This window comes from Marinobacter sp. CHS3-4, assembly GCF_030053415.1.
Lineage (GTDB): Bacteria > Pseudomonadota > Gammaproteobacteria > Pseudomonadales > Oleiphilaceae > Marinobacter.
In genome coordinates, this window is the sequence record NZ_JASGBJ010000001.1 from 1,628,533 (window position 1) to 1,651,094 (window position 22,562).

20 protein-coding genes are annotated in these 22,562 nt (G+C 55.7%); 10 read left to right on the forward strand and 10 right to left on the reverse strand.

Going from position 1 to position 22,562, the window contains the following annotated elements:
* Window positions 1–91: 91 nt before the first annotated feature.
* Genes QLQ17_RS07475 through QLQ17_RS07500 form a run of 6 tightly spaced genes read left to right on the forward strand, consistent with a single transcriptional unit; the run spans window position 92 to window position 6,974 of the window.
* Window positions 92–1,033 carry a hypothetical protein gene (locus tag QLQ17_RS07475; protein ID WP_283208916.1) on the forward strand — a complete coding sequence of 314 codons (942 nt, stop codon included), beginning with the start codon at window positions 92–94 and terminating at the stop codon, window positions 1,031–1,033.
* A gap of 11 nt (window positions 1,034–1,044) precedes the next feature.
* A complete protein-coding gene (locus QLQ17_RS07480; protein ID WP_283208917.1) occupies window positions 1,045–1,848 on the forward strand; it encodes an HAD-IIB family hydrolase in 804 nt (267 codons plus the stop codon).
* A gap of 31 nt (window positions 1,849–1,879) precedes the next feature.
* Window positions 1,880–3,106, forward strand: a complete 1,227-nt coding sequence (locus QLQ17_RS07485) for a glycosyltransferase family protein (protein ID WP_283208918.1) — start codon at window positions 1,880–1,882, stop codon at window positions 3,104–3,106.
* Window positions 3,107–3,135: 29 nt separating this feature from the next.
* Window positions 3,136–4,833 (forward strand): sugar phosphorylase, encoded by a 1,698-nt coding sequence (locus tag QLQ17_RS07490; protein WP_283209060.1) that lies wholly within the window; start codon window positions 3,136–3,138, stop codon window positions 4,831–4,833.
* 15 nt (window positions 4,834–4,848) lie between these two features.
* Entirely contained in the window at window positions 4,849–5,952 is a 1,104-nt protein-coding gene (locus QLQ17_RS07495) for a tRNA-queuosine alpha-mannosyltransferase domain-containing protein (RefSeq protein WP_283208919.1), read from the forward strand.
* A gap of 56 nt (window positions 5,953–6,008) precedes the next feature.
* The gene (locus QLQ17_RS07500; protein ID WP_283208920.1) at window positions 6,009–6,974 is read left to right on the forward strand and encodes an NAD(P)H-quinone oxidoreductase; all 966 of its coding nucleotides are present in this window, start codon (window positions 6,009–6,011) and stop codon (window positions 6,972–6,974) included.
* A gap of 51 nt (window positions 6,975–7,025) precedes the next feature.
* Here QLQ17_RS07500 and QLQ17_RS07505 read toward each other — a convergent pair whose 3' ends face one another.
* From QLQ17_RS07505 to QLQ17_RS07515, 3 genes are all read right to left on the reverse strand, one after another.
* The gene (locus QLQ17_RS07505) at window positions 7,026–8,051 is read right to left on the reverse strand and encodes an NADP-dependent oxidoreductase (RefSeq protein ID WP_283208921.1); all 1,026 of its coding nucleotides are present in this window, start codon (window positions 8,049–8,051) and stop codon (window positions 7,026–7,028) included.
* Window positions 8,052–8,145: 94 nt separating this feature from the next.
* Complete coding sequence (locus QLQ17_RS07510) at window positions 8,146–10,023, reverse strand: MFS transporter (RefSeq protein WP_283208922.1); 1,878 nt, start codon at window positions 10,021–10,023, stop codon at window positions 8,146–8,148.
* Between the two features lie 54 nt (window positions 10,024–10,077).
* Window positions 10,078–11,001: a DUF1853 family protein gene (locus QLQ17_RS07515; protein WP_283208923.1), complete on the reverse strand. Its 924-nt coding sequence runs from the start codon at window positions 10,999–11,001 to the stop codon at window positions 10,078–10,080.
* Window positions 11,002–11,086: 85 nt separating this feature from the next.
* Between QLQ17_RS07515 and QLQ17_RS07520 the strand changes: the two genes are divergently transcribed.
* The 3 genes from QLQ17_RS07520 to QLQ17_RS07530 are packed head-to-tail and all read left to right on the forward strand — an operon-like array spanning window position 11,087 to window position 14,315.
* A complete protein-coding gene (locus tag QLQ17_RS07520) occupies window positions 11,087–12,493 on the forward strand; it encodes a mannose-1-phosphate guanylyltransferase/mannose-6-phosphate isomerase (RefSeq protein WP_283208924.1) in 1,407 nt (468 codons plus the stop codon).
* 57 nt (window positions 12,494–12,550) lie between these two features.
* Window positions 12,551–13,945: a hypothetical protein gene (locus tag QLQ17_RS07525; RefSeq protein ID WP_283208925.1), complete on the forward strand. Its 1,395-nt coding sequence runs from the start codon at window positions 12,551–12,553 to the stop codon at window positions 13,943–13,945.
* Entirely contained in the window at window positions 13,938–14,315 is a 378-nt protein-coding gene (locus QLQ17_RS07530) for a hypothetical protein (RefSeq protein WP_283208926.1), read from the forward strand. The genes QLQ17_RS07525 and QLQ17_RS07530 overlap by 8 nt, the downstream gene beginning before the upstream one ends.
* 66 nt (window positions 14,316–14,381) lie before the next feature.
* Here QLQ17_RS07530 and QLQ17_RS07535 read toward each other — a convergent pair whose 3' ends face one another.
* On the reverse strand, window positions 14,382–14,957 hold the full coding sequence (locus QLQ17_RS07535; protein ID WP_283208927.1) for a cold-shock protein: 576 nt from the start codon (window positions 14,955–14,957) through the stop codon (window positions 14,382–14,384).
* Window positions 14,958–15,126: 169 nt separating this feature from the next.
* On the opposite strand from QLQ17_RS07535, the gene QLQ17_RS07540 reads away from it, so the two are divergent.
* Window positions 15,127–15,363, forward strand: coding sequence for a SlyX family protein (locus tag QLQ17_RS07540; RefSeq protein ID WP_283208928.1), 237 nt, complete (start codon window positions 15,127–15,129; stop codon window positions 15,361–15,363).
* Between the two features lie 31 nt (window positions 15,364–15,394).
* Here the strand turns inward: QLQ17_RS07540 and dapE are convergent, their stop codons facing one another.
* From dapE to map, 6 genes are read right to left on the reverse strand one after another with little or no spacing between them, the layout of a single operon-like run.
* Complete coding sequence (gene dapE, locus QLQ17_RS07545; RefSeq protein WP_283208929.1) at window positions 15,395–16,558, reverse strand: succinyl-diaminopimelate desuccinylase; 1,164 nt, start codon at window positions 16,556–16,558, stop codon at window positions 15,395–15,397.
* The gene (gene dapD, locus QLQ17_RS07550) at window positions 16,545–17,573 is read right to left on the reverse strand and encodes a 2,3,4,5-tetrahydropyridine-2,6-dicarboxylate N-succinyltransferase (protein ID WP_283208930.1); all 1,029 of its coding nucleotides are present in this window, start codon (window positions 17,571–17,573) and stop codon (window positions 16,545–16,547) included. Before dapD ends, dapE begins: the two co-directional genes overlap by 14 nt.
* Window positions 17,574–17,600: 27 nt before the next feature.
* Window positions 17,601–17,945 (reverse strand): ArsC family reductase, encoded by a 345-nt coding sequence (locus tag QLQ17_RS07555; protein WP_283208931.1) that lies wholly within the window; start codon window positions 17,943–17,945, stop codon window positions 17,601–17,603.
* Window positions 17,942–19,144: a succinyldiaminopimelate transaminase gene (gene dapC, locus QLQ17_RS07560; RefSeq protein WP_283208932.1), complete on the reverse strand. Its 1,203-nt coding sequence runs from the start codon at window positions 19,142–19,144 to the stop codon at window positions 17,942–17,944. The genes QLQ17_RS07555 and dapC overlap by 4 nt, the downstream gene beginning before the upstream one ends.
* Window positions 19,141–21,786: a [protein-PII] uridylyltransferase gene (locus QLQ17_RS07565; protein WP_283208933.1), complete on the reverse strand. Its 2,646-nt coding sequence runs from the start codon at window positions 21,784–21,786 to the stop codon at window positions 19,141–19,143. The genes dapC and QLQ17_RS07565 overlap by 4 nt, the downstream gene beginning before the upstream one ends.
* On the reverse strand, window positions 21,787–22,557 hold the full coding sequence (gene map, locus QLQ17_RS07570) for a type I methionyl aminopeptidase (protein WP_283208934.1): 771 nt from the start codon (window positions 22,555–22,557) through the stop codon (window positions 21,787–21,789).
* Window positions 22,558–22,562: the final 5 nt, after the last annotated feature.

Consider the following 22,562-nt stretch of genomic DNA (forward strand, 5'->3'; position numbering starts at 1 on the left):
GACAAACGCCAAATCAACGACCTATACTGCAAGTGGTACAAAATCTGCAGACTTATCAAATACGACCCAGCTTCTAAAACGGGACAAAAACGTGGTTTCGGCCGATCTAACCAGCATCACAGACACGCTCATTCGTCAGGAATCCCTGCCTTCTGGCTACGCCGATACGGTTCGTGATGTGATTCTTCCGCTCGCACAACATATTCAGGCTCTCAGACAGGAACGACAACGCCCGGTGATCGTCGGTATCCATGGAGCCCAGGGCACCGGGAAGTCCACTCTGACCCTGTTTCTGCGACGGTTACTGACCGATCTCTATCACGTGCCAACCGCCAGCTTTTCCATCGACGACCTTTACCTGACCCGGTCTGAGCGTGTTCAACTGGCCCAGGATCAGCATCCGCTTCTACTGACCCGTGGTGTGCCAGGCACTCACGATCTTAAACTGGGTCAACAGGTGATTGATCAGCTGACCTCGGCCATGCCGGAGGATCGCACGCCGGTACCCGCGTTCGATAAGGCTCAGGATGACCGACTGCCGGAGTCGGCCTGGCCCAGATTTAAGGGCAGGGCGGAGGTGCTGCTGATGGAAGGTTGGTGCGTTGGCGCCCTGCCGGAAGCCAGCGACGAAGCCCTGTGTAAACCGGTCAATGAACTGGAAGGCGATGAGGATCCAGACAAACGCTGGCGATTGTATGTGAATCAATGCCTTAAGGGATCTTATTCCGATTTCTTCAATCAGATTGATTGCCTGATCATGCTCAAAGCTCCGTCCATGGAGTGCGTCCTGGAATGGCGCACCCTTCAGGAGCACAAGCTGCGGGACAAAATAACCGCCGCACCAAAAAAGAGCGATAATGAAGAAGGCGCGCCTTCGAGACTGATGTCGGATGAGCAGGTTGCACGTTTTATCATGCATTATGAGCGAATTACCCGGGCCTGCCTGGATGAGATGCCCGCCAGAGCCGACGTGGTGATCCATGTGGATCCCGCGCATCACTTCAGCGAACCTCTGATTCGCCAGCGACAGTAAAGGAATCGGCAATGCCAAAGCCCCGCCTGATCATTATTTCAGACCTGGACGGCACACTTCTGGATCATGAAACCTACGATTGGTCGCCCGCAAAGCCGGCCATGAAGCGCCTTGCAGCGTCGAGCATTCCCGTGGTCCTCAATTCCAGCAAAACCATCGGAGAGATTCGCGCTATTCGGTCTGAGATGAACAACGCGGCACCGTTTATCGTTGAAAACGGCGCCGCCGTGGTCATCCCCGCGAACTGTTTTGGTTCGGCCGAGGAGCAGGTGAAGAGTTTTGGGGCATCCCGGTCGGAAGTGCTGGAGCAATTGGCGATTCTTCGTGCGGAAGGCTTCCAATTTACCGGGTTCAACGACATGACGGCAGAGGAGTTGACTCGCCATTCCAGTCTTTCCGAGGCGCAGGCCGAACTTGCCAAAGATCGTGTGGGTACCGAGCCACTGTTGTGGGAGGGCGATGAAAAATCGCTGGCGGTGTTCAAAGAAAGACTGAAAAACGTGAATTGCCGACTGGTACAGGGAGGGCGGTTCCTACACGCCATGGGTACCTTCGATAAGGCGGATGGGGTCCGGTTTTTGCTGGGTAAATACCGTGAGCAGGATCCCGCCGGTCGGTTGGTCGCGATTGCTCTGGGCGACAGCCCGAATGACCAACACATGCTCGAGCAGGCAGACATTGCTGTGATTGTAAAAGGGGTGAATTCTGACAGGGTTGTACTGCCCTCCCAAAGCCGGGCAATACGGTCTCTGAAAACTGGCCCTGCGGGCTGGAACGAATGTGTGCTGAATCTGTTGATTGAGTACGGTTACTGAACACCGGGTATGAAAAAACAGGAGCGCCGCCATGGGCGACTTTTATCAGAACGGAATAATAACAACTCTCCACAACCTCGTCCGCCGTCCGGTGGAGGATCTTGAAAAGGAGCTGATGAGTTTTCGCAAAGAGCGGCCGATGTCGCTGGTGCTTCCATCGCTTTATTCGGAGTTAGAGGGGCCTGCGCTCAAAAACATTGTGAGTGAGCTTGCCAAGGTTCCCTATCTGGAACAGATCGTGATCGGTCTTGATCAGGCAAACGAGGAACAATACCGCCACGCGCTCGAGTATTTTTCTGAGCTTCCGCAGCATGTTCGGGTTCTTTGGAACGACGGTCCGAGACTTCGGGCGCTGGATCTCAAGCTACGCGAGCAAGGCCTTGCGCCGACTGAAATGGGCAAAGGCCGCAACGTCTGGTATTGCTTTGGATACACCCTGGCGGCCGGGCGCAGCAAAGCGGTGGCCTTGCACGACTGCGACATCCTGACGTATTCCCGTGATCTTGTTGCGCGATTGATTTACCCGGTGGCCAACCCGGGTTTCAACTACATGTTTTGCAAGGGGTACTATGCTCGGGTCGCCGAGGGAAACATGAATGGGCGAGTCAGCCGCTTGCTGGTTACGCCTCTGATTCGTGCCCTCAAGAAAGTGGCCGGCCCGAACGACTATCTGGATTACCTGGACAGCTTCCGTTATCCCTTGGCGGGTGAATTTTCATTCCGTACCGACGTCATCAACGACCTCCGCATTCCCAGCGACTGGGGGCTGGAAGTGGGGGTGCTGTCAGAGATGAAGCGGAACTACGCCACCAATCGTTTGTGCCAGGTGGACATCGCAGACACCTATGACCACAAACATCAGGATCTATCGCCGGAGGATGCCAGCCGCGGGCTCTCAAAAATGAGCACGGACATCAGCAAGGCGCTGTTCCGTAAACTCGCAACCAACGGCGAGATTTTCTCCAACGAGAAATTCCGAACCATCAAGGCTACCTATTATCGGATCGCCCTGGACTTCATCGAGACCTATCAAAGCGACGCCGTTATCAACGGCCTGAGCTTTGATCGGCACAAGGAAGAAAAAGCGGTGGAGTTGTTCGCGCAGAATGTGATGCGCGCAGGCGCCTATTTTCTGGATAACCCGATGGATACGCCTTTCATTCCAAGCTGGAACCGGGTCACCAGTGCTATGCCGGACATTAAGGCTGAGCTGATGGAGGCCGTTGAACTGGACAACGAGGAGTACGCTCGCCCGTGAGCCATCAACTGCACCACAAACTGGCTACCATGCTGGAGATTGTATATCCGGCGCTGGATACGCCTGCACTGGCCACGCAGCTGCTCGAAACTATGGGCATCGCGCCTGATGCCCCCGCTCCGCCGCCGCACCAGAACAATTGGGACGAGTCGGATGTGATGCTGATCACTTATGCCGACACGGTTCAGGCAGAGGGCGAGAAGCCATTAACAACCCTGTTGCGTTTTCTGGACGACTGCCTTTTCGACACTGTGTCGGTGGTGCATCTGCTGCCATTTTTCCCGTACAGCTCGGATGACGGCTTTTCGGTAATGGACTACCTGGCGGTGAATGAATCCCACGGCGAGTGGTCAGACGTAGAAGCCATCGCCGGGCGCTATAAGGTGATGGCAGATCTGGTGCTCAACCACATGTCGGCGCGCAGTCGGTGGTTCGAGAACTTCAGGAAGCGGATTGATCCGGGCAAGGATTATTTTTTCGAGGCACGGCCCAGTGATGATCTCAGCGCGGTTGTGCGCCCCAGAACATCGCCACTGCTGAATGCCGTCCAGACAGAAGACGGTGAGCGATACGTCTGGTGTACCTTCAGCGAAGATCAGGTGGATCTGAATTTTGCCAACCCACAGGTGTTGAACGAGTTCGCCGGCATCATCCGATATTATCTGGAGCAGGGCGTTACCTACTTCCGGATGGACGCCGTGGCGTTTCTCTGGAAAGAAGTGGGCACACCGTCCATCCACCTTCAGCAAACCCACGAACTGATCAAAATTTTACGCCTGTTGATTGAACACCACACACCGCAGAGTGTGGTTATTACAGAAACCAACGTCCCAAACCGGGAAAACCTGACGTACTTTGGCAACGCCAACGAAGCACACGTAATCTACAACTTTTCCCTGCCGCCGCTGCTGATCAATACGCTGGTGACTGGCAACTGCAGACACCTGAAGACCTGGTTAATGAGCATGCCGCCGGCCCAGATGGGCACAACCTACCTGAACTTCATCGCCTCCCACGACGGTGTGGGTTTGCGTCCGACCGACGGGCTTCTGGAAGACGATGAAAAGCAGCGGCTGATCAATACCATGGAGTCGTTCGGCGGTAAGGTGTCCTACCGTCGAACACCGGATGGCAAAGACCAGCCCTATGAAATGAACATCGCGCTGTTTGACGCACTGAAAGGCACCGCGCACAAGGGCGCCGATCATCTGCAGCTTCAGCGTTTTCTATGTGCGCATACCGTGATGCTGGCGCTGGAAGGAATTCCCGCGTTTTACATACACAGTATGCTCGGCACAGAGAACGATTTCGACCGCATGGAAAACACCGGGCGCTTCCGTTCCATCAACCGTGCACAGTGGCAGATTGATCGCCTGGAAGCGTTGCTTGCAGATCCCCAGAATCATCACCACAAGGTGTTTACAGAACTCAAACGACTGATCGGTATCCGTCGCAAGCAGCCGGCGTTTCATCCCAATGCAACCCAGTTCACTCTCCATCTGGGGCTGCAACTGTTCGGTTTCTGGCGCCAAAGCATGCGCCGGGATCAATCCATTTTCTGCATCCACAACATCACGGACGAGGTACAGGAAGTATCGCTGGCCGAAATCAATCTGATTGGGACGGACCATTGGAAAGATCTGCTTTCTGGCATGGAGATCGATGACCTGTCGGGCAGTATTGCTCTCAAACCCTACCAAAGTGTGTGGTTGTCCAACCGGGATTAGTGGCAGAATGCGGGCATGTCCGACACTGCCTCTGCTGCCAAACCGCGCATCTTGCTTCTGTCTGCCTATGATGCAGGCAGCCACCAGCGCTGGCGTGAACAACTGGTGGCCAGCCAGCCACAATTTGAATGGCATGTGCTCGCACTTCCGCCGCGATTCTTTCGTTGGCGAATTCGTGGCAACGCACTGACCTGGCTGAGCGAGCCATTGCTGCAAGAGTCATGGGATCTGTTGATTGCCACCTCGATGGTGGATCTCGCCACGCTGAAAGGATTCCATCCCCATCTCGGCCGCACCCCCTGCATGCTCTATATGCATGAAAATCAGTTCGCCTATCCGGACTCTGGCCTGCAGCATTCCAGCGCCGAGCCGCAAATTGTCAACCTGTTCAGCGCGGTCGCCGCAGACCAGGTGCTGTTTAACAGCGAATGGAATCGTGACAGCTTTCTGGACGGGGCTTATCAATTTCTGGATAAGATGCCGGACGGTTTGCCAGATGGATTGATTTCAAGGCTACGAGAGAAATCTTTGGTGCTGCCGGTACCCATTGAAGATCGGCTATTTGTACCCCGCGAGGAGCGGCCAGATGCGGAATGCCCGCACCTGCTATGGAACCACCGGTGGGAGTACGACAAAGCCCCGGAGCGGCTGCTGTTATTGTTGGACGAGCTAGCTCGTCTGGGGCAGGATTTTCGGCTGAGCGTGGTGGGGGAGCAGTTTCGACAGGCGCCGGAAGCCTTTGAACAGATTCGTCATAAGTACGGCGATCGCATCCTGAACTGGGGGTATTTGCCGGACCGATCTGGTTATGACCAGCTTCTGAAGCAGGCAGATTTTGCGCTTTCCACTGCCTTGCACGATTTTCAGGGGTTGTCGGTGCTGGAAGCCATGGCGTCCGGATGTGTTGCGGTGACGCCGGATCGCCTCGCCTATCGCGAATATGTGCCTGCGACGCAACGGTTTCCCAGTTGCCCGGATGATCCTGAAGCTGAAGCAAAGGCCGCGGCTGAACTGATACTGGGGCTGATTGGACATCGGCCAGAGCCTGAGTCGCCCGAAAGGTGGCGTCTCAGCTATCTTAAAACAATGTATTCTGAAACCATTGCGGGGCTGCTGTGACGGGCGACAGAGTGCCTGCTAGCTAATAAGCCGACATTGCCTGGGAGAGTGTTTCAATGACAAAAGCCATCCGAATCAATGGGGATGCCTTAAGCTGGGAAGACTGCGAGCCAATCTCTGAAGTACCAGAGGGTCACGTTGCCATTGATATCGCCTGGACGGCCGTCAACCGCGCAGATCTCATGCAGCGTGCGGGTGTTTACCCACCGCCGCCAGGTGCGTCAGATATCCTTGGGCTGGAAGCCAGTGGTGTGGTTTCCAGAGTCGGTAAAGGCGTCACTGACTTCAAACCGGGTGACGCAGTGTGCGCGTTGTTGACCGGAGGCGGATACGCTTCGGAAGTCGTGGTGCCCGCAGTTCAGGTACTGCCGGTGCCCAAGGGATATTCCCTGGAGCAGGCTGCGGCGATTCCGGAAGTGTTTGCCACGGCCTGGCTGAATCTCTATCACGAAGCTCAGTTGAAGCCAGGTGAAAAGGTCCTGGTGCATGCGGCGGCCAGTGGCCTGGGAACGGCGGTCATTCAGTTGGCCACGGCGTTGGGTAATCCGGTCTTTGCCACTGCAGGGAATGAAGACAAGCTGGAAATCTGTAAGCGTCTGGGCGCTTCCGGTTTCTGGAATCGCAGCAATGGATCCTTTGTCGAAGCGGTGACCCAGTGGGGCGGCGTCGATATGATTCTGGACCCGGTGGGCGGCAGCTACATTGCAGAGGATCAGAAAGTTCTGAACGTGGATGGCCGGCTTGTTCTCATAGGTCTGCTTGGCGGGCGAATGGCCGAAGTGGATCTTGGCTTAATGCTGGTCAAGCGTCAGAGGCTGATTGGCTCGACGCTGCGCTCTCGCACGGTCGTTGACAAGGGAGAGGTGATGGCGGCGCTGTATCAGCATGTCTGGCCATTGCTCAGTGCCCGGCAGATCGAACCCGTGATCGATCGGTCCTGGCCCATCCAAGAAGCAGAGGCCGCCATGGCCTATGTGGCAGAGAACAAAAACATCGGGAAGGTGTTGTTAAAAGTGACGTGACATTGGCCGGGCGCGAGTGGCCCGGCCATTGCCTGGTTAGCCACCGATCAATCAGTCGGCAACATGAACCAGCTGTTTGCCGAAGTTCTTCCCTTTCAGCATGCCCTTGAACGCTTCAGTGGCGTTTTCCAGGCCTTCAGCAATGGTTTCCCGATACTTCAGTTCGCCACTGCTGATGCGGTCAGCGAGGATTGACGTGATTTCCTGGTGCCGATCCTGCCATTCTGTGACCAGAAAAAAGCGGTGTTCCGGAACCGGGTCCAGCGCTTTGAGAATATGGAAGGGCGTTTCGACAGAATTCATGTCTTCCGCATTATAGGCCGATACGAATCCACAAATCGGCACGCGTGCGCCGGGATTCAGCAGAGGTGCGACTGCACGGGTCACTGCACCGCCCACGTTTTCAAAGTACACGTCAATGCCGTCCGGGCAGGCCGCTTTTAAATCGGCTTCCAGATTACCGGCTTTGTAGTCCACACAGGCGTCAAAGCCCAGTTCCTCGACCACGAATCGGCACTTTTCAGGTCCGCCAGCGACGCCCACCGCACGACATCCTTCTTTCTTGGCGGTCTGTCCTACGACGGTACCAACCGGGCCAGAGGCGGCCGACACTACAACGGTTTCGCCGGCTTTGGGTTTGCCCACGTACATCAGGCCGCAATAACCGGTACGACCGGGCATGCCGGCCACGCCGAGGTAGGTTTGCAGTGGCACATTTGGCTTCTGGTCGATCTTGTAGACCATCTCGGCATTGCCTGGAAACACCACATACTCCTGCCAGCCGGAGTAGCAGGTCACCAGGTCGCCCACCTGCAAGTCCGGAGAGCGCGATTCCACGATGCGCGCAACGGATTCACCGACGATGACTTCGTCAATGCCAATGGGGTCCATGTAGCCCTTCGCATCGTTCATGCGTGGGCGCATGTAAGGGTCCAATGATAACCAGAGGACTTTTGCCAGAACCTCGCCGTCTTTGAGTTCCCTTACCGGGCGCTCTTCCATGACCAGGTCGCCATCCTGAATCTCGCCCTGGGGGCGTCGCTTGAGGACGATTGCTCGATTGGTGATATCGCTCACAGAGTTTCTCCACTCATCTAATATGGTTTCGTTATGCAACCGGATTAGTGTGAGCTACAACGACGCCGGCGTCAAATCTGCCGATACACGAACGTTAACGGGCATTGCCTCTCAGCTGCTTTACTCTCTCTGCAAGTCTTGCGGCGCTGGCTTCTTCTGGAGAAATTGGCGCTTCCGCAAGAAGCTCAATTCGGGACCAGAATCGCTTGGGTACATGGGTCATGGCGGTGCCGCCGCAGTGGCTGAAGAAGCTGCCCCAAAGTCCTCGCAGAGCCATGGGAACGACCGGTACCGGATTGCGTTCGAGAATCAGTTCCACGCCGTTGCGGAATTTCGCCACTTCGCCATCGGTGGTCAGCCGACCTTCTGGAAAAATGCACACCACATGGCCAGCTTTAAGGTTTTCATCAATGCGCTCGAAAGCCGATTCGTAAATGTCGGGTACGGACTTCTTCGAGCCAATGGGTATGGCTCTGGCCATGCGGAAAATGCCGCCCAGAACCGGTGTCTTGAAAATATTGTGGTCCATCACGAACCGTATTGGCCGGCGTACGGCACCGGCAATGACCAGGGCATCCATGTAGGTAACGTGATTGCAGACCAGCAATACCGGCCCTTCATCTGGGATGTTCCGAAGCCCCTCGTGGCGCACCCGATAAATGGTGTGGGACAAAACCCACACGATAAAGCGCAGCACAAACTCGGGCACTTGCTGGTAGACGAAACCCGCTACCACCAGATTCATGATCGACAGAATCAGGAAGAATTCCGGAATGCTGAGACCCACAATGCCCAGCATGATCACGCCCATGATGGCGCTGACCACCATGAAAAGGGCGTTGAAAACGTTCAGGGCCGCAATGACCTGGGCGCGGCGTTCTTCCGGTGTTTCCTTCTGCACAAAGGCGTAGAGAGGCACAATGAACAGGCCGCCAAAGAATCCAATGCCCAAAAGGTCCAGTACAATGCGGCGATATTCACTGTCGCTCAGGATGGACCACCAGTCGGTAGGGGACGGGTTGGCTGGCATGCTCAGATACAGATCCACGCCAAACAGGCTCAGCCCTGCCGAGCCGATAGGCACGATGCCCAATTCGATTCGGTGGCCGGACAGTCGCTCGCAGGCAACAGAACCAAGGGCGATACCAATGGTAAAGATGGCCAGAAGAAGCGTGACCACTGTTTCGTCGCCCATCAGATCCGTTTGGGCAAAATTCGGGAACTGAGTGAGGTAGGCGGCTCCGAGAAACCAGAACCAGGAAATAGCCATAATGCACAGCAGGACGGAATAATTATCCGCTGCAACTCGCATCAGGTGCCAGGTTTCTTTGAAGGGGTTGAGACCGATGGCTACATCGGTATGAGTCGAACCGGTGACGGGGATCTTCCGTGCCGCAAGGTAGCCCAGAATGGCCATGCCCAGTACGCCAATGGCCGCAAGTTGATGCGGGGCGCCGAATCCCATTAACAGTCCCGCGACGATAGTGCCCACCAGAATGGCCACGAACGTGCCCATCTCAACCAGCGCGTTGCCGCCGACCAGCTCATCATTTCTCAGGACTTGCGGAAGAATCGCGTATTTCACGGGGCCGAAGAAAGTGGATTGTGTCCCCATCAAAAACAGTAACAGCAACAGCAGCTCATACCATTGGAACCACAGGCCGAAAGCAGCTGCGGCCATGATCAGTATTTCCGCGAGCTTCACCCACCGGATAAATCCGGACTTTTCATACTTGTCTGCCATCTGTCCGGCGATGCCGGAAAACAGGAAAAACGGCAGAATGAACAGAAACGCAGCGACGTTGACCACAATGTCGATGGACAATCCGGCCAGTCCACCGGCCGTGTAGGTGATCAGCAACAGAAGCACGTTTTTGAAAAGGTTGTCGTTGAACGCGCCAGAGAACTGGGTCAGGAAAAACGGCAGGAAGCGCCGCTCGGAAAGTAATCGAAACTGGCTGTGGTCGTCCATGAAAGTCGCCCGTGCAGGTTAAGAAACGGCTTTATCTTGCCACAAAAAAAAAGACTATTGCCCCGGCCATTGAGATGGAACAACGAACAGGCGGTTGATTTCCTGCCAGCTGCTCTCGTCTGGCAATTGTTTCATCACCGCAAACAGACGGGGTGTCGCAGACTCCCGCACCTGGCGCAGTGCCTCTTGCGTTTCGAGCGGGTCCGGATGTTGTTCTTGTTGCCAGGGGCCCAGCCAATGGGGTTTGTGCAGAGGCACCCAGACCGTTTGATCAGCCTCTGACCCGTCGTCTGACATGTCCATTTGATCCAGGTAGATCCACTGGCCGTGAAGGTGATTCGCCGGAACGTTCTCGGGTGGTTGTATCGACTCGTTGACCGGGTAAAACAGGTAGCCTGGCATGAATGCCCGAACTCTATCTGGCGTTGGAATGCCCAGATCCGTCAGCCGGTTTCGGGTTTCAACCGCTTCGGTCAATCGGCATTGGTGTGAAAGCAGCCGATCAGATTTCAGGTCGAGGCGGTCTCTGGCATTGGGGCCATACCATAGCGGGGCGACTTGATGGTCGCCCCAGTAGCCAAGATAGAACTTTACGGCAATTTCGTGGTGTTCGATGGCCTGGTCGGCGGGATTGCGGACAATAAAGTCCAGCTCCCCAAGCGTCAGGCCATTGTTTCTAATCGGCTGATTTTTCAGCAATATGTTCCACCCCAGGAGATCCTGCAGCAGGCATTCGTAGAGGCGCTCGAAGTATTGCCCAAGTCGCCTTGGTGGACTGTCCGTCAGAATTCCCGGGCCCGACTCGGGGTTCTTATCCCATTCCTTCAGGCGTCGTTCCGATTCCTCCGTCAGGTATTCAGCGGGCGAAAAGTCTAGAGGCGAATGGATCAGCTGAGGGGCATGGCACATCCAGGCCAGATGGCGTACAGCAGGAACACGATACTGCAGGTGGGCGTGAATGTTGTCGTTCAAAGTCATGGCATCAGCATAACCCAATCCTCTGTTGGGACACAGCAGCCGGGTTTGAGGTAGAATTCGGAAAACTTCTGAACAAGGATGATTCATGCTCGCAGTGATCCTTTCAGGCGGCTCAGGCACCCGTCTATGGCCGCTATCCCGTGAAGCCTACCCCAAACAGTTTCTTCCCGTAGTCACCGATGAGTCGTTGCTGGCGGAAACCATAGATCGTGGCCTGCTTCTGGATGACAAGGTGCGGGTTCTGGCGATTACTAACGAAGATCACCGATTTGTGGTTGCGGCCCATCTTCACGCCCAGGCCCCGGAACGTACCGCCGGTATTATTCTGGAGCCCGTCGGCAGAAATACCGCGCCGGCTATTGCACTAGCCGCGTTGGCCGCGGCGGAAGAAAACCCCGAAGAACTGTTGCTGGTGATGCCTTCAGACCATGTACTGAAGAACACGGACGTCTTCAAAGAAGCGACATCAGAGGGTGCAAAAGCTGCCAAAGCAGGCAAACTGGTGACCTTTGGGATTGTGCCTGATGCGCCTCATACGGGTTATGGCTACATCAAGGGTGGAACGTCTCACGGCGCGTACCGGGACGTAGAAGCGTTCGTAGAGAAGCCGGATCAGGCGACGGCGGAAGGTTACTTGGCCGAAGGTGGCTATCTGTGGAACAGCGGTATGTTTCTGTTTCGGGCTGATCGCTACATCCAGGAGCTGGAGCGCCAGCAGCCGGAGATGATGGCCGCCTGTCGTGAAGCCTGGAGTCAGCGCAACACCGATATGGACTTTATTCGGGTAGGTGCGGAAGCATTCAGTGCGTGTCCCGATGATTCAATCGACTATGCCGTCATGGAAAAAACGGCAGATGCCGTCGTTGTTCCTCTGGACGCTGGTTGGTCAGACGTCGGTTCCTGGTCTGCTCTTTGGGACATACAGCCTCATGACGAGAACAACAATGTCTGTCGTGGCGACGTCATTACGGAGGACGTGTCTGGATGCTATCTCCATTCGGAAGGCCGACTGATCGCAGCCATCGGGCTGTCTGACCACGTCATTGTGGAGACCGACGACGTGGTGTTGGTCGCTGACCGGGGACGCGTTCAGGATGTAAAGAAGCTGGTCGCCCAGGTGAAGCAACAAGGTCGTACTGAACATCGTTTTCACAAGAAAGTTCATCGTCCCTGGGGAACCTACGAAGGGGTTGCCATGGGCGAGCGGTTCCAGGTGAAACAGATCACGGTGAATCCCGGTGCATCCCTGTCGCTGCAGAAGCACCATCACCGGGCCGAACACTGGGTCGTGGTGAAAGGGACGGCTTCGGTCAATCGTGGTGACGAAGTACTGCTGCTGACCGAGGACCAGTCGACCTACATTCCGCTGGGGGTGACTCATCGTCTGACCAACCCCGGAAGAATTCCTCTGGAACTGATTGAGGTTCAAACCGGCAGCTACCTTGGCGAGGATGACATCGTTCGGTTTGAAGACACCTATAATCGGGTCTGAATCTGACAAGTGCCGGCTCAGGACGATGCCGGCTCACACGAAACAGGGAGATGTTTCATGGAAGACTGGCAAGGATGCCTGAGTCCCGCCTGCCAGGCGGCGCTACAAAATGCCCGTGACAGTGTCATTCGCCGTGGCGGATACGCGGTCACCATTGAAGATTTTCTGCTCTCAATGCTCGATGAAATTCCGACGCTTAACCGCTTTTTGCAGCGCCAGGGCGTTGACCTGGATGAGCTCACCCGAACCATTCAGTGCGAGCAACCCATCGTTACGGCTGTTGCCAGCGACAACCTGCTGTCATCTCAACTGACCTACTGGATTTACTGCGCTCACCAGATGACGGGTTCCGACTGGCTTGAGTGGCCTGAACTGCTAAAAACGTTAGTGTCTGGCGCCGATCGTCTGCGTGAAAAAGCCTATGTTGCGGTGCTGGAGTTGGTGGGGCATTGGCCTCGCGTGAGGCCTGGGGCAGATGCGAATTTTTGTAGTGCTCCCGAACCTATCGAGACGGTAAAGCCCTGCGTCGTAGCCGATGAAGGCTGGGCACGCTTGTGCGAAGACGTTTGTGTGGCCATGTCCGCCCAACCGAAGGGCCTTTTCTGGTTGGCCGGCGTGACAGGTAGCGGCAAGTCCAGCTGGCTGGAGTCAGTGGTTACCACTTTGCCTGGTGGGGCCGTTATTGTGGATATCCGGCGCGAGGCGGATGTTCTTGCCAGTGAGCAGGCCGCCTTTTCTTCATCAACCACACACAATGAGCTTTTTCCAGTATTGGTTCTGGACAATGTGTCGCCGGTGGACCTGATGACCCTGTTGGGCGATGAGTTCAGTATCGTCAGGGAGCTGGTTACCAGCTTCCCCGGGCCCATCCTTTTGCTGAGTCCCGAACCCGAGAATGCTCAGCCGCACGTGGATCGGCTTCAGAGTTACCTGGGAAGACAGCTCGAACAGTTCCGGATGCCTGATGCAACCACCGATCAGAAAGCCGCGATACTTGCCGTTCACCAGCCATTTATTGAAAAACGTTGGCAGCTAGAGTTTGCTCCGGGCGTGCTGGAGCATGCGGCGAAATGCCGGAACCCATTGTTGTCAACGCCGGGCCGTTTGCTGCAGTGGGTCGAAGCTACGGCTTCCCGATTGCATCTATTTGCCGAACGCGGGCCTGCGCAGGCGTCAGCCCTGGCCGGAAAGATGGAACGTTGCCGCCGACAGTTGCTGCTTGCGATGGCCAGACACCAACCTATGGAGCCGCTAAACGCCGAGCTGGAGGCGTTGGCCATTGAGCGAGCCGCCACGGAAGTTGCCTGGCATGAACGAAAACGCACTGGCTCTTTACGACTACTTACCTTCGATGATCTCACGCATGAGTTGGATTTGCGGGTTGCAGCAGTCAATCGCGCGAGCCACTATAGCCATAAATCTAATGAACCCTTGGAGTTGGAACTTGCGTGACCTTGAAATCTACATTCGTGACATCAATCTGTCGGCTGTTGCCGAATGGCTCTCCTGTCACCTGGATCACCTTCAGCTCCCCGAATCTGAAACGGTCGATCGCGCGGTAAAGGGGCGCGGTAGCTACATCGGTCATAGCGTTACCATCAGTATCTATCCCGGTGCAGGTGGCAAGCGGTATGCGTCACTCATTCTCGAGGGCGATGAGCTACCCTGGGCGTCTGATCTCGACTGTGGTCGCAGTGCCTGGCGGGCACTGGATCTGGAAATTCGCTGTAGCCCGGGTGACTGGAAAGAGGGTGAGCCAGTGCAGGACGAAAAATGGTGGAGAATTGATCAGAGGGGTGAGCAGTTGGCGGTTTGGAACTGATTCCACCAGAGCATCGATGAAAAAAGGCAGCCAGTGGCTGCCTTTTTTCGAGACTTGCCGGTAAGACTATTCGTCCAGAATCGAAACGTTGTCTGCCTGCAGACCCTTATCGGCCTCGACGACGTTGAAACGAACAAGTTGTCCCTGACGCAGTACCCGGCGACCACGGCCACGAATGGCACGGAAATGCACAAATACTTCGTCCCCGCTGGCGCGAACGATGAAGCCAAACCCTTTCTTGACGTTAAACCATTTGACGGTGCCTTCCTCGTTGCCTTCGGGGCCGGTGTCGTCATGGCCTTCGTCGTCGTCATCAGAGGCAGGGCTGGGGGCAGACTTCTTCTTCGGCTGGCGAGCCGGCGCATTTGGAACACTGCGCTTTACCTTTTCCGGTGGCTTGGCTGCCAGGGCAACAGTGCAGAATCCTGCCAGACCGAACAAAACCAGAGAAATGATATAAGCCGCAATTCCCTGGGCACTGCCCAGTACAAAGGTGGTGTTACCTGCAAGCTCGCTGGAACCGGATTTTGACAGAATCTGGAAAAGCTCCGGGGTGAAAGTCACCAACAGAAAACCAAGAATAAACGGTGACGGGATAGCGACCAGGAGGGCAAGAACGATCGCTTTTGCTGGATTTTGCATGGACTACGGTTTCTCCATTCTAAGAACACTAACGATAAAAAACCGGATCTCGGGTAAACTCGGCGATCCGGTGGTGGAATTCGACCGAAACCTTTCAGAACTCAGTAGTTGAAGGCCCCGGACGAATAAAAGCGGAATGATACCAGATAACGGGAGGCGCTGACCAAGCATGTCGGAACGCAGTAGCACGAATGAGCAGAATCTTGAGGCCCGTCTGGATGAACTGGAGACCCGGATTGCATTCCAGGACGATGTCATCAACACACTCAGCGAGCAGTTGGCCCGGCAGGAACTGGATATTCGTGAGCTCTGGGAAGCAAAAAGACAGTTGAATACCCAGCTGAAAGAAGTGTCTTCTTCCAATCTCAGAAAAGAAGAGGAGGAAACGCCTCCTCCTCATTACTGAGTCCGCGGGCCTGATAAGACCCCGGTCGGTGTCAGGCCAGCAGCTCTTCCAGAATCTGCTCGTACATATCGGACAGCGTGTCCAGATCAGCGGCCTTCACGCACTCGTTTACCTTGTGAATGGTCGCGTTCAACGGGCCGAGTTCCAGAACTTGAGCCCCGGTTGGTGCGATGAAGCGGCCATCCGAAGTGCCGCCCGACGTGGAAAGTTCCGTTTCTTCGCCTGTCACAGATCGGATGGCATTCTGCGCTGCGGTGACCAGCGCGCCCCGATCCGTCAGGAACGGACGACCACTGAGATGCCATCGCAGATCGTATTTCAGCTGGTGGCGATCCAGGATGGACACCACGCGCTCTTCCAGGCTTTCTGCGGTATTTTCCGTGCAATAACGGAAGTTAAAGTGAACCAGGCACTCGCCGGGAATAATGTTGCTTCCGGTACCTGACTCAATCCTGGTGATCTGGAACGTGGTTGGTGGGAAAAAGTCGTTGCCGTTGTCCCACATTTCATTGGCCAGCGCGTCCAGTGCCGGGGCCACCGTGTGTACCGGGTTCTCGGCGAGGTGAGGGTAGGCAACGTGGCCCTGGGTTCCATGAACCGTCAGATACCCATGCAGAGACCCGCGGCGACCATTCTTGATCACATCGCCCACGCGATGAGTGCTTGAAGGTTCCCCAATCAGGCACCAGTCGATTTTTTCGTTCCGGGCTTCGAGGGTTTCAACAACCTTGACCGTTCCATCCTGGGCGGGCCCTTCTTCATCGCTGGTAATCAGCAGCGCAATGGACCCCTTGTGATTTGGATGCTTCTTCACAAAGCGCTCGCAAGCTGTCACGAAAGCGGCAAGGCTGCCTTTCATGTCGGCAGCACCGCGGCCATGAAGGAACCCTTCCTGGTCAATCTCACCAGAGAAGGGTGGGTGGTTCCAGTTTTTCTCTGGCCCGGTCGGCACGACATCCGTGTGGCCGGCAAAGGCCAGAAGCGGGCCGTCCGACCCCTTTCGCGCCCATAAATTGTCGGTATCACCAAAGCGCAACGCCTCGCCCTTGAAGCCCAGCTCTTTCAGGCGGGACATCATCAAGTCCTGGCAGCCGGCGTCGTCAGGCGTCACGGACGGCCGTCGAATCAGCTCGATGGCGAGGTCGAGGGTGGGTGACGGGGTGCCTGAGTGAGCGCCTGAATCAGTTGTTTGCATGCAGTTCTTCATTCAGCTCGATGGCTGTTTTATGGCTTTTGCATTCCACGGCGCCGGTCTGGCTGTTGCGACGGAACAGTAGATCGGTCTTGCTGGCCAGATCACGCGCTTTGACCACTTCAACCAGTTCGTTGTTGTCATCCAGTAGGGCGACTTTGGTTCCAGCAGTGATGTAAAGCCCGGCTTCCACCTTGCAGCGATCGCCCAACGGAATACCGATGCCCGCGTTCGCGCCGATCAGGCAATTTTCACCAACGGAAATGATGATGTTGCCGCCGCCGGAAAGCGTGCCCATGGTAGAGCAGCCACCACCCAGGTCTGAGCCTTCGCCAATCATTACGCCGGCGGAAATGCGGCCTTCGATCATGCTCTTGCCTTCGGTTCCGGCGTTGAAGTTGATAAAGCCTTCGTGCATGACCGTGGTGCCTTCGCCCACGTAGGCGCCAAGGCGAACTCTGGCGGTATCCGCAATGCGAACGCCTTTGGGAACAACGTAATCGGTCATCTGCGGGAATTTGTCCACGGACTTCACTTCCAGCGTGCGACCTTCGATGCGCGCTTTGAGCTGGCGATCCGGGAGTTCGTTCAGGTCAATGGCGCCTTCGCTGGTCCAGGCCAGGTTGGGCAGCAGGCCAAAAATGCCGTCCAGTTTCAACTCGTGTGGCTTTGCCTGACGGCTGGAGATCAGGTGGAGCTTCAGGTAAACCTCGGGCGTACTGGACGCCGTGTCATCAGTATCCAGCAAGGTCACAACAACCGGACGCTTACTTTCAGCGGCCTTGCCGGCCAGTGCGCTCTGATCCATCTGGCCGTTCTGTCGAAGACCATCAGACAGAGCTTTGAGCTGCTCTGGAGTGACCGACATGGCCTGGTTGCCGCCCTGATAATTCAGGACGTTACGAGCCACTTCGATGAGACCGTTGTCCGGAGTGATTACCGGCTGCTGGTAAAAGACTTCCAGCCATTCGCCCTGATTATTCTGGGTGCCGATCCCGATACCGAATGCGAAACTCATTGATGTGCTCCTGAATTAAAGTTGGTTTTACTGATTCAACTGCTGTGCCCACTGGTCGGCGTCAAAACCGATCAGCATGCCCTTGTCGTGCTCAACTACCGGACGTTTGATCAGGGAGTTGTTCTCCAGCATCAGTTCGTGAGCCGTCTGGGCGTCAATGTTATCACGAACCTGCTCAGGCAGTTTTCGCCAGGTAGTACCGCGCCGGTTTACCAGCACTTCCCAGCCCACGGATTTCTCCCACTTTTCAAGAGTGGCCGAGTCCAGTCCGTCCTTTTTAAAATCATGAAACTGATAATCGACGCCGGCTTCGTCCAGCCATTTCCGGGCTTTTTTGACGGTGTCACAGTTGCGGATGCCGAATAGTTTCATGGCTTGTAGTTCCTTACAAAATCAACGATTCGCCTGGCGGCTTCAACGCACTCCTCGGCCGGCGCAACCAGGGCCATGCGCACGCGATTTTCACCAGGGTTGTGGCCATTTACGGTGCGAGACAGATAGCGGCCGGGCAGCACGTGAACGTTCTGCTGAGCCGAGAGCTCCCGCGCAAACGTTTCGTCGTCAATCGGTGTTTCTGGCCAAAGGTAAAATCCAGCGTCGGGAAACTCCACATTCATGACTTCCCGAAGAATGGGGACCACCGCTTCAAATTTTTCGCGATAGGCGGCGCGGTTCTCGCGGACGTGGTTCTCGTCCTGCCAGGCGGCAATGCTGGCCAGCTGATTGTGTATCGGCATGGCACAGCCGTGGTACGTGCGGTATTTGAGGTAACCTTCCAGAATCCGGGCGTCTCCCGCGACGAAGCCGGACCTTAGTCCCGGCAAATTGCTGCGCTTCGAGAGGCTGTGGAAAACCACGCACCGGGAAAAATCGTCTCGACCAATAGCGGCACAGGTCTGCAACAAGCCTTCCGGCGGATTGTTCTCGTCCGGATAAAGCTCGGAGTAGCATTCGTCGGAGGCCACGATAAAATCGTGCTTGTCTGCCAGGGCAATGACTCGGGTCAGGGTGTCTCTTGGAATCACCGAGCCGCTGGGATTGCCCGGTGAGCAAAGGAACAGCACCTGACACTGGTCCCAAACGTCTGCAGGCACCCGATCAAAATCCGGGATGAAGTTGTTGCTGGCGTCGCAGGCCAGATAGTGAGGTGTCGCGCCCGCAAGGAAGGCGGCGCCCTCATAGACCTGATAAAACGGATTTGGACTCACTACGGTGGCGGATTGGCTGCTATCAATCACGGACTGAACCAGCGAAAAAATACCCTCCCGAGTGCCGTTGACCGGTACGATATGCCGCTCCGGTGTCAGCGAGCCTGAAGCCAGTTGAAATCGTCGGGTGGCCCAGCCTGCAATGGCCTGTCGCAACTCTTCCGTGCCTCGTGTGGTCGGATAATTGGCCAGCTTGTCCAGATTGTTGGCAATCATCTGTTTCACAAATTCTGGCGAAGGGTGCTTGGGTTCACCAATGCCCAGAGAAATGGGCGACAGATGCTTCGGCTCCTGAATGCCCGCTTTCAGTTTGCTCAGCTTTTCGAAGGGGTAGGGATGCAGCCTGTTGAGATCGGGATTCATGAAATATCGTCCAACGTCTTGCAGAGGTTGTGCTGCAGGGTGCGGCAAATTTCGGGATCGTGCAGCGGGTCGCCATGTTCGTCGGTCACAAAGAACACGTCTTCCACCCGCTCGCCCAGAGTTGCGATTTTCGCATTGGTCAGACGAACCCGGCTTTCCAGCAATACCAGGCCAACCCGGGCCAGAAGCCCAGGCCGGTCAGGGGTGATCACTTCCATCACTGTGCGCTGATTCACCGTGTCGTTATAGAAGGTCACTTCTGTCGGGAAAGCGAAATGCTTCAACTGCCGGGGCGTGCGCCGATGAATGATATCCGGGTAATCGTCCGGGTCGTCCAGTTCTTCAACCAATCGCTGACGAACCCGGTCTTTGCGCGCAGGGTCAAGGCCGAGTGGCTTGTGCCTTTCGTCCAGAACAATGTAGGAACTGACAGAATAAGGGCCATCGCTTGAGCTGATGCGGGCATCCACAATGTTCAGGTTCAGCTGCTCCAGAACTGCCGTTGTGGCCGCAAACAGATCAATCCGATCATTCATGTAGATAATGATCTGGGAATAGCCGTCAGTGGGACCGCCGCGGGTATCGCGAATCATCACCAGTGGATCCGATTTATCGCCGTGTCGGATGATGGCAGCGGTCTGCCATGCTATGTCCACCGTGGAATCCTGAAGGAAGTAATCTTCGTCCATGGTGGCCCAGATTCGGTCAATCTGCTCATCCGTCATGTTCTGGGCGTGCAGGATTTCCCTGGCCTCTGACTGAGTGGCACGAACCCATTCCTGCCGGTCAACTGGCGTCTGTGAGTTGCGCCGGAGTGCCCGTTTGGCCTCGATGTAAAGCTGGCGCAATAGCGACGCCCGCCAGGTATTCCACAGTTTGGGGTTGGTGGCGCTGATGTCGCAAACCGTCAGCACATACAGATAATCCAGGTGCACCTGACTCGGAACTGCGCGTGCAAATCCGTAAATAATGTCCGGGTCAGAGATGTCTTTTCGCTGCGCCGTCATGGACATCAGAAGGTGATTTTCGACCAGCCAGGATGCCAGCTTCGTGTCTCGCTCGCTCAGGTGGTGGCGCTCACAGAAGTCTTCCACATCGATAGCGCCAAGTTCCGAGTGATCTCCACCGCGACCCTTGGCGATGTCGTGATAAAGACCGGCAATGTAGAGTGTTTCCAGTTTGGGAAGCCGGTGTATCAGCCTGGATGCCAGAGGGTAATCGTTGCGCATCTCAGAATTGTCCAGCTGCACCATGTTGCGGATCACCCTCATGGTGTGGGCATCGACCGTATAGATATGAAACAGATCGTGCTGCATCTGGCCAATGATTTTGCCGAACTCTGGCAGGTAGCGGCCGAGCACGTTGTATTTCTTCATGGCTGACAGTGTCTGGTCCAGCTCATGGGGCGTCCTGAGTAGCTCCATAAACAGTGACGTTACTGCCAGGTCCGAGCGGAACGCGTCGTCTATGAGATGCCGGTGCGCTCGCAGGGAACGGATCGTCGTGGCCCGAATCCCTTTAATCTCAGGGTGCTGCGCCATCAGCACGAAAATCTCCATGATGGCGTAGGGCGAGTAGGCGAATACCTGATTGTTGACGGCTTCGATGTAGAAATTGCGAATCTGGAAGCGCTTGTTCAATGGCAGAACATCGCCTTCGTTACCGGCGCCGATGATGGCCTCGTCGTAGTACTGGAGAATGACGTCGGTCAACTCAGCCAGAGCCAGAACGGTCCGGTAATAGGATTGCATCATCAATTCGACACCCAGCCGCTTGCCCTGATCTTTGTAGCCCAGCATCTCAGCCAGGGCACGTTGGTGATCGAACAGTAGCCGGTTCTCGCTGCGGTCGGCGATCAACTGCAGCCCATAGCGAAGCTGCCAGAGAAGCGTTTCGCCCTGAAACAGGATCTGATGTTCTTCTTCCGTCAGAATGCTGAACCGTGTGAGATCCGCAATGTTCTGCAGGCCAAAATGCCGTTTGGTGATCCAGCCGATGGTCTGAATATCCCGAAGCGCACCGGGCGAGCCTTTTACATTTGGCTCGAGGTTGTACTCTGTATCTCCGTACTTTTTATGGCGCTGCTTCTGTTCTTCCCGCTTCGCCACAAAATAATCAATGTCGGAGCTGACCTCGTCGGAATAGATTTTTTCACTGAGTTTTGCTCGCAGGTCATCCGGGCCGGCGATGGTCCTCGTCTCGAGCAGGTTGGTGAGGATGGTGACGTCCTCGCGGGCCGATTCCATGCTCTCTTCGATGCTTCTGACGCTGTGACCGATATCCAGCTTGAGATCCCACAGCAGCGTCACGAACCCGCCAAGGTCTTCCTGCCAGGCTTCCTCTATGCCGTTTCGTGTCAGGATCAGCAGGTCGATGTCAGAGTGGGGGTGAAGCTCGCCACGGCCATAACCGCCAACCGCGATCAGGGCAATATCCGGCGACTGGGCGAACGCGTATCGGTTCCAGATCAGAGACAACACACGGTCAACAGTCTCGGACCGGGAACGAACCAGTTCTCGTACATCCGCCCCCTGCCGGAAAGCGTCTGCGTCCGCCTTGTAGGTTTCTTTCAGAAGCTCCCTTGCGGCCAGCACAGGAGAAACATCTTGGCTGATTCTGGTTTCCAGCGCCTTTAGATCCACCTAGAAAGACTCATCCGGACGGCGTGTCAGAACTTCATGCCCATCGGCAGTCACCAGAATGGTGTGCTCCCATTGGGCCGAGAGCTTGTGATCCTTGGTGACGACGGTCCAGCCGTCGGGAAGCAATTTGGTATGGAACTTACCCTGATTGATCATTGGCTCGATGGTGAAGATCATTCCTTCCTTTAGCTCCATGCCGGTGCCGGGCTTGCCGTAGTGCATCACCTGAGGCTCTTCGTGGAACACGCGGCCAATGCCATGGCCGCAGTAGTCACGAACCACCGAATAGCGATGTTTTTCAGCATGTTGCTGAATCACGTGGCCGATATCACCGAGCTGGGTACCCGGTTTCACCAGTTCGATACCTTTATAGAGGCATTCCTGGGTAATCTGGATGAGCCGCTCTGTGCCCGGCTTGGGCTTTCCCACAATGAACATCTTACTGGTGTCACCGTGGTAGCCATCCTTAATGACGGTGACATCAATGTTCATGATGTCGCCCTCTTTGAGGACTTTCTTGTCGGAAGGGATGCCGTGACACACCACATGATTGACCGATGTGCAGATGGATTTTGGGAACCCTTTGTAGTTCAGGGGCGCAGGAATACATTGTTGCTCATTGACGATGTAGTCGTGGCAGATGGCGTCCAGCTCTTCCGTGCTGACGCCGGGCTTGACGTGTTCTCCAATCATTTCAAGAACGTCCGCTGCCAGCTTGCCGGCAACCCGCATCTTTTCGATTTCGTCCGGAGTCTTGATCGTTACCGTCATTGAGT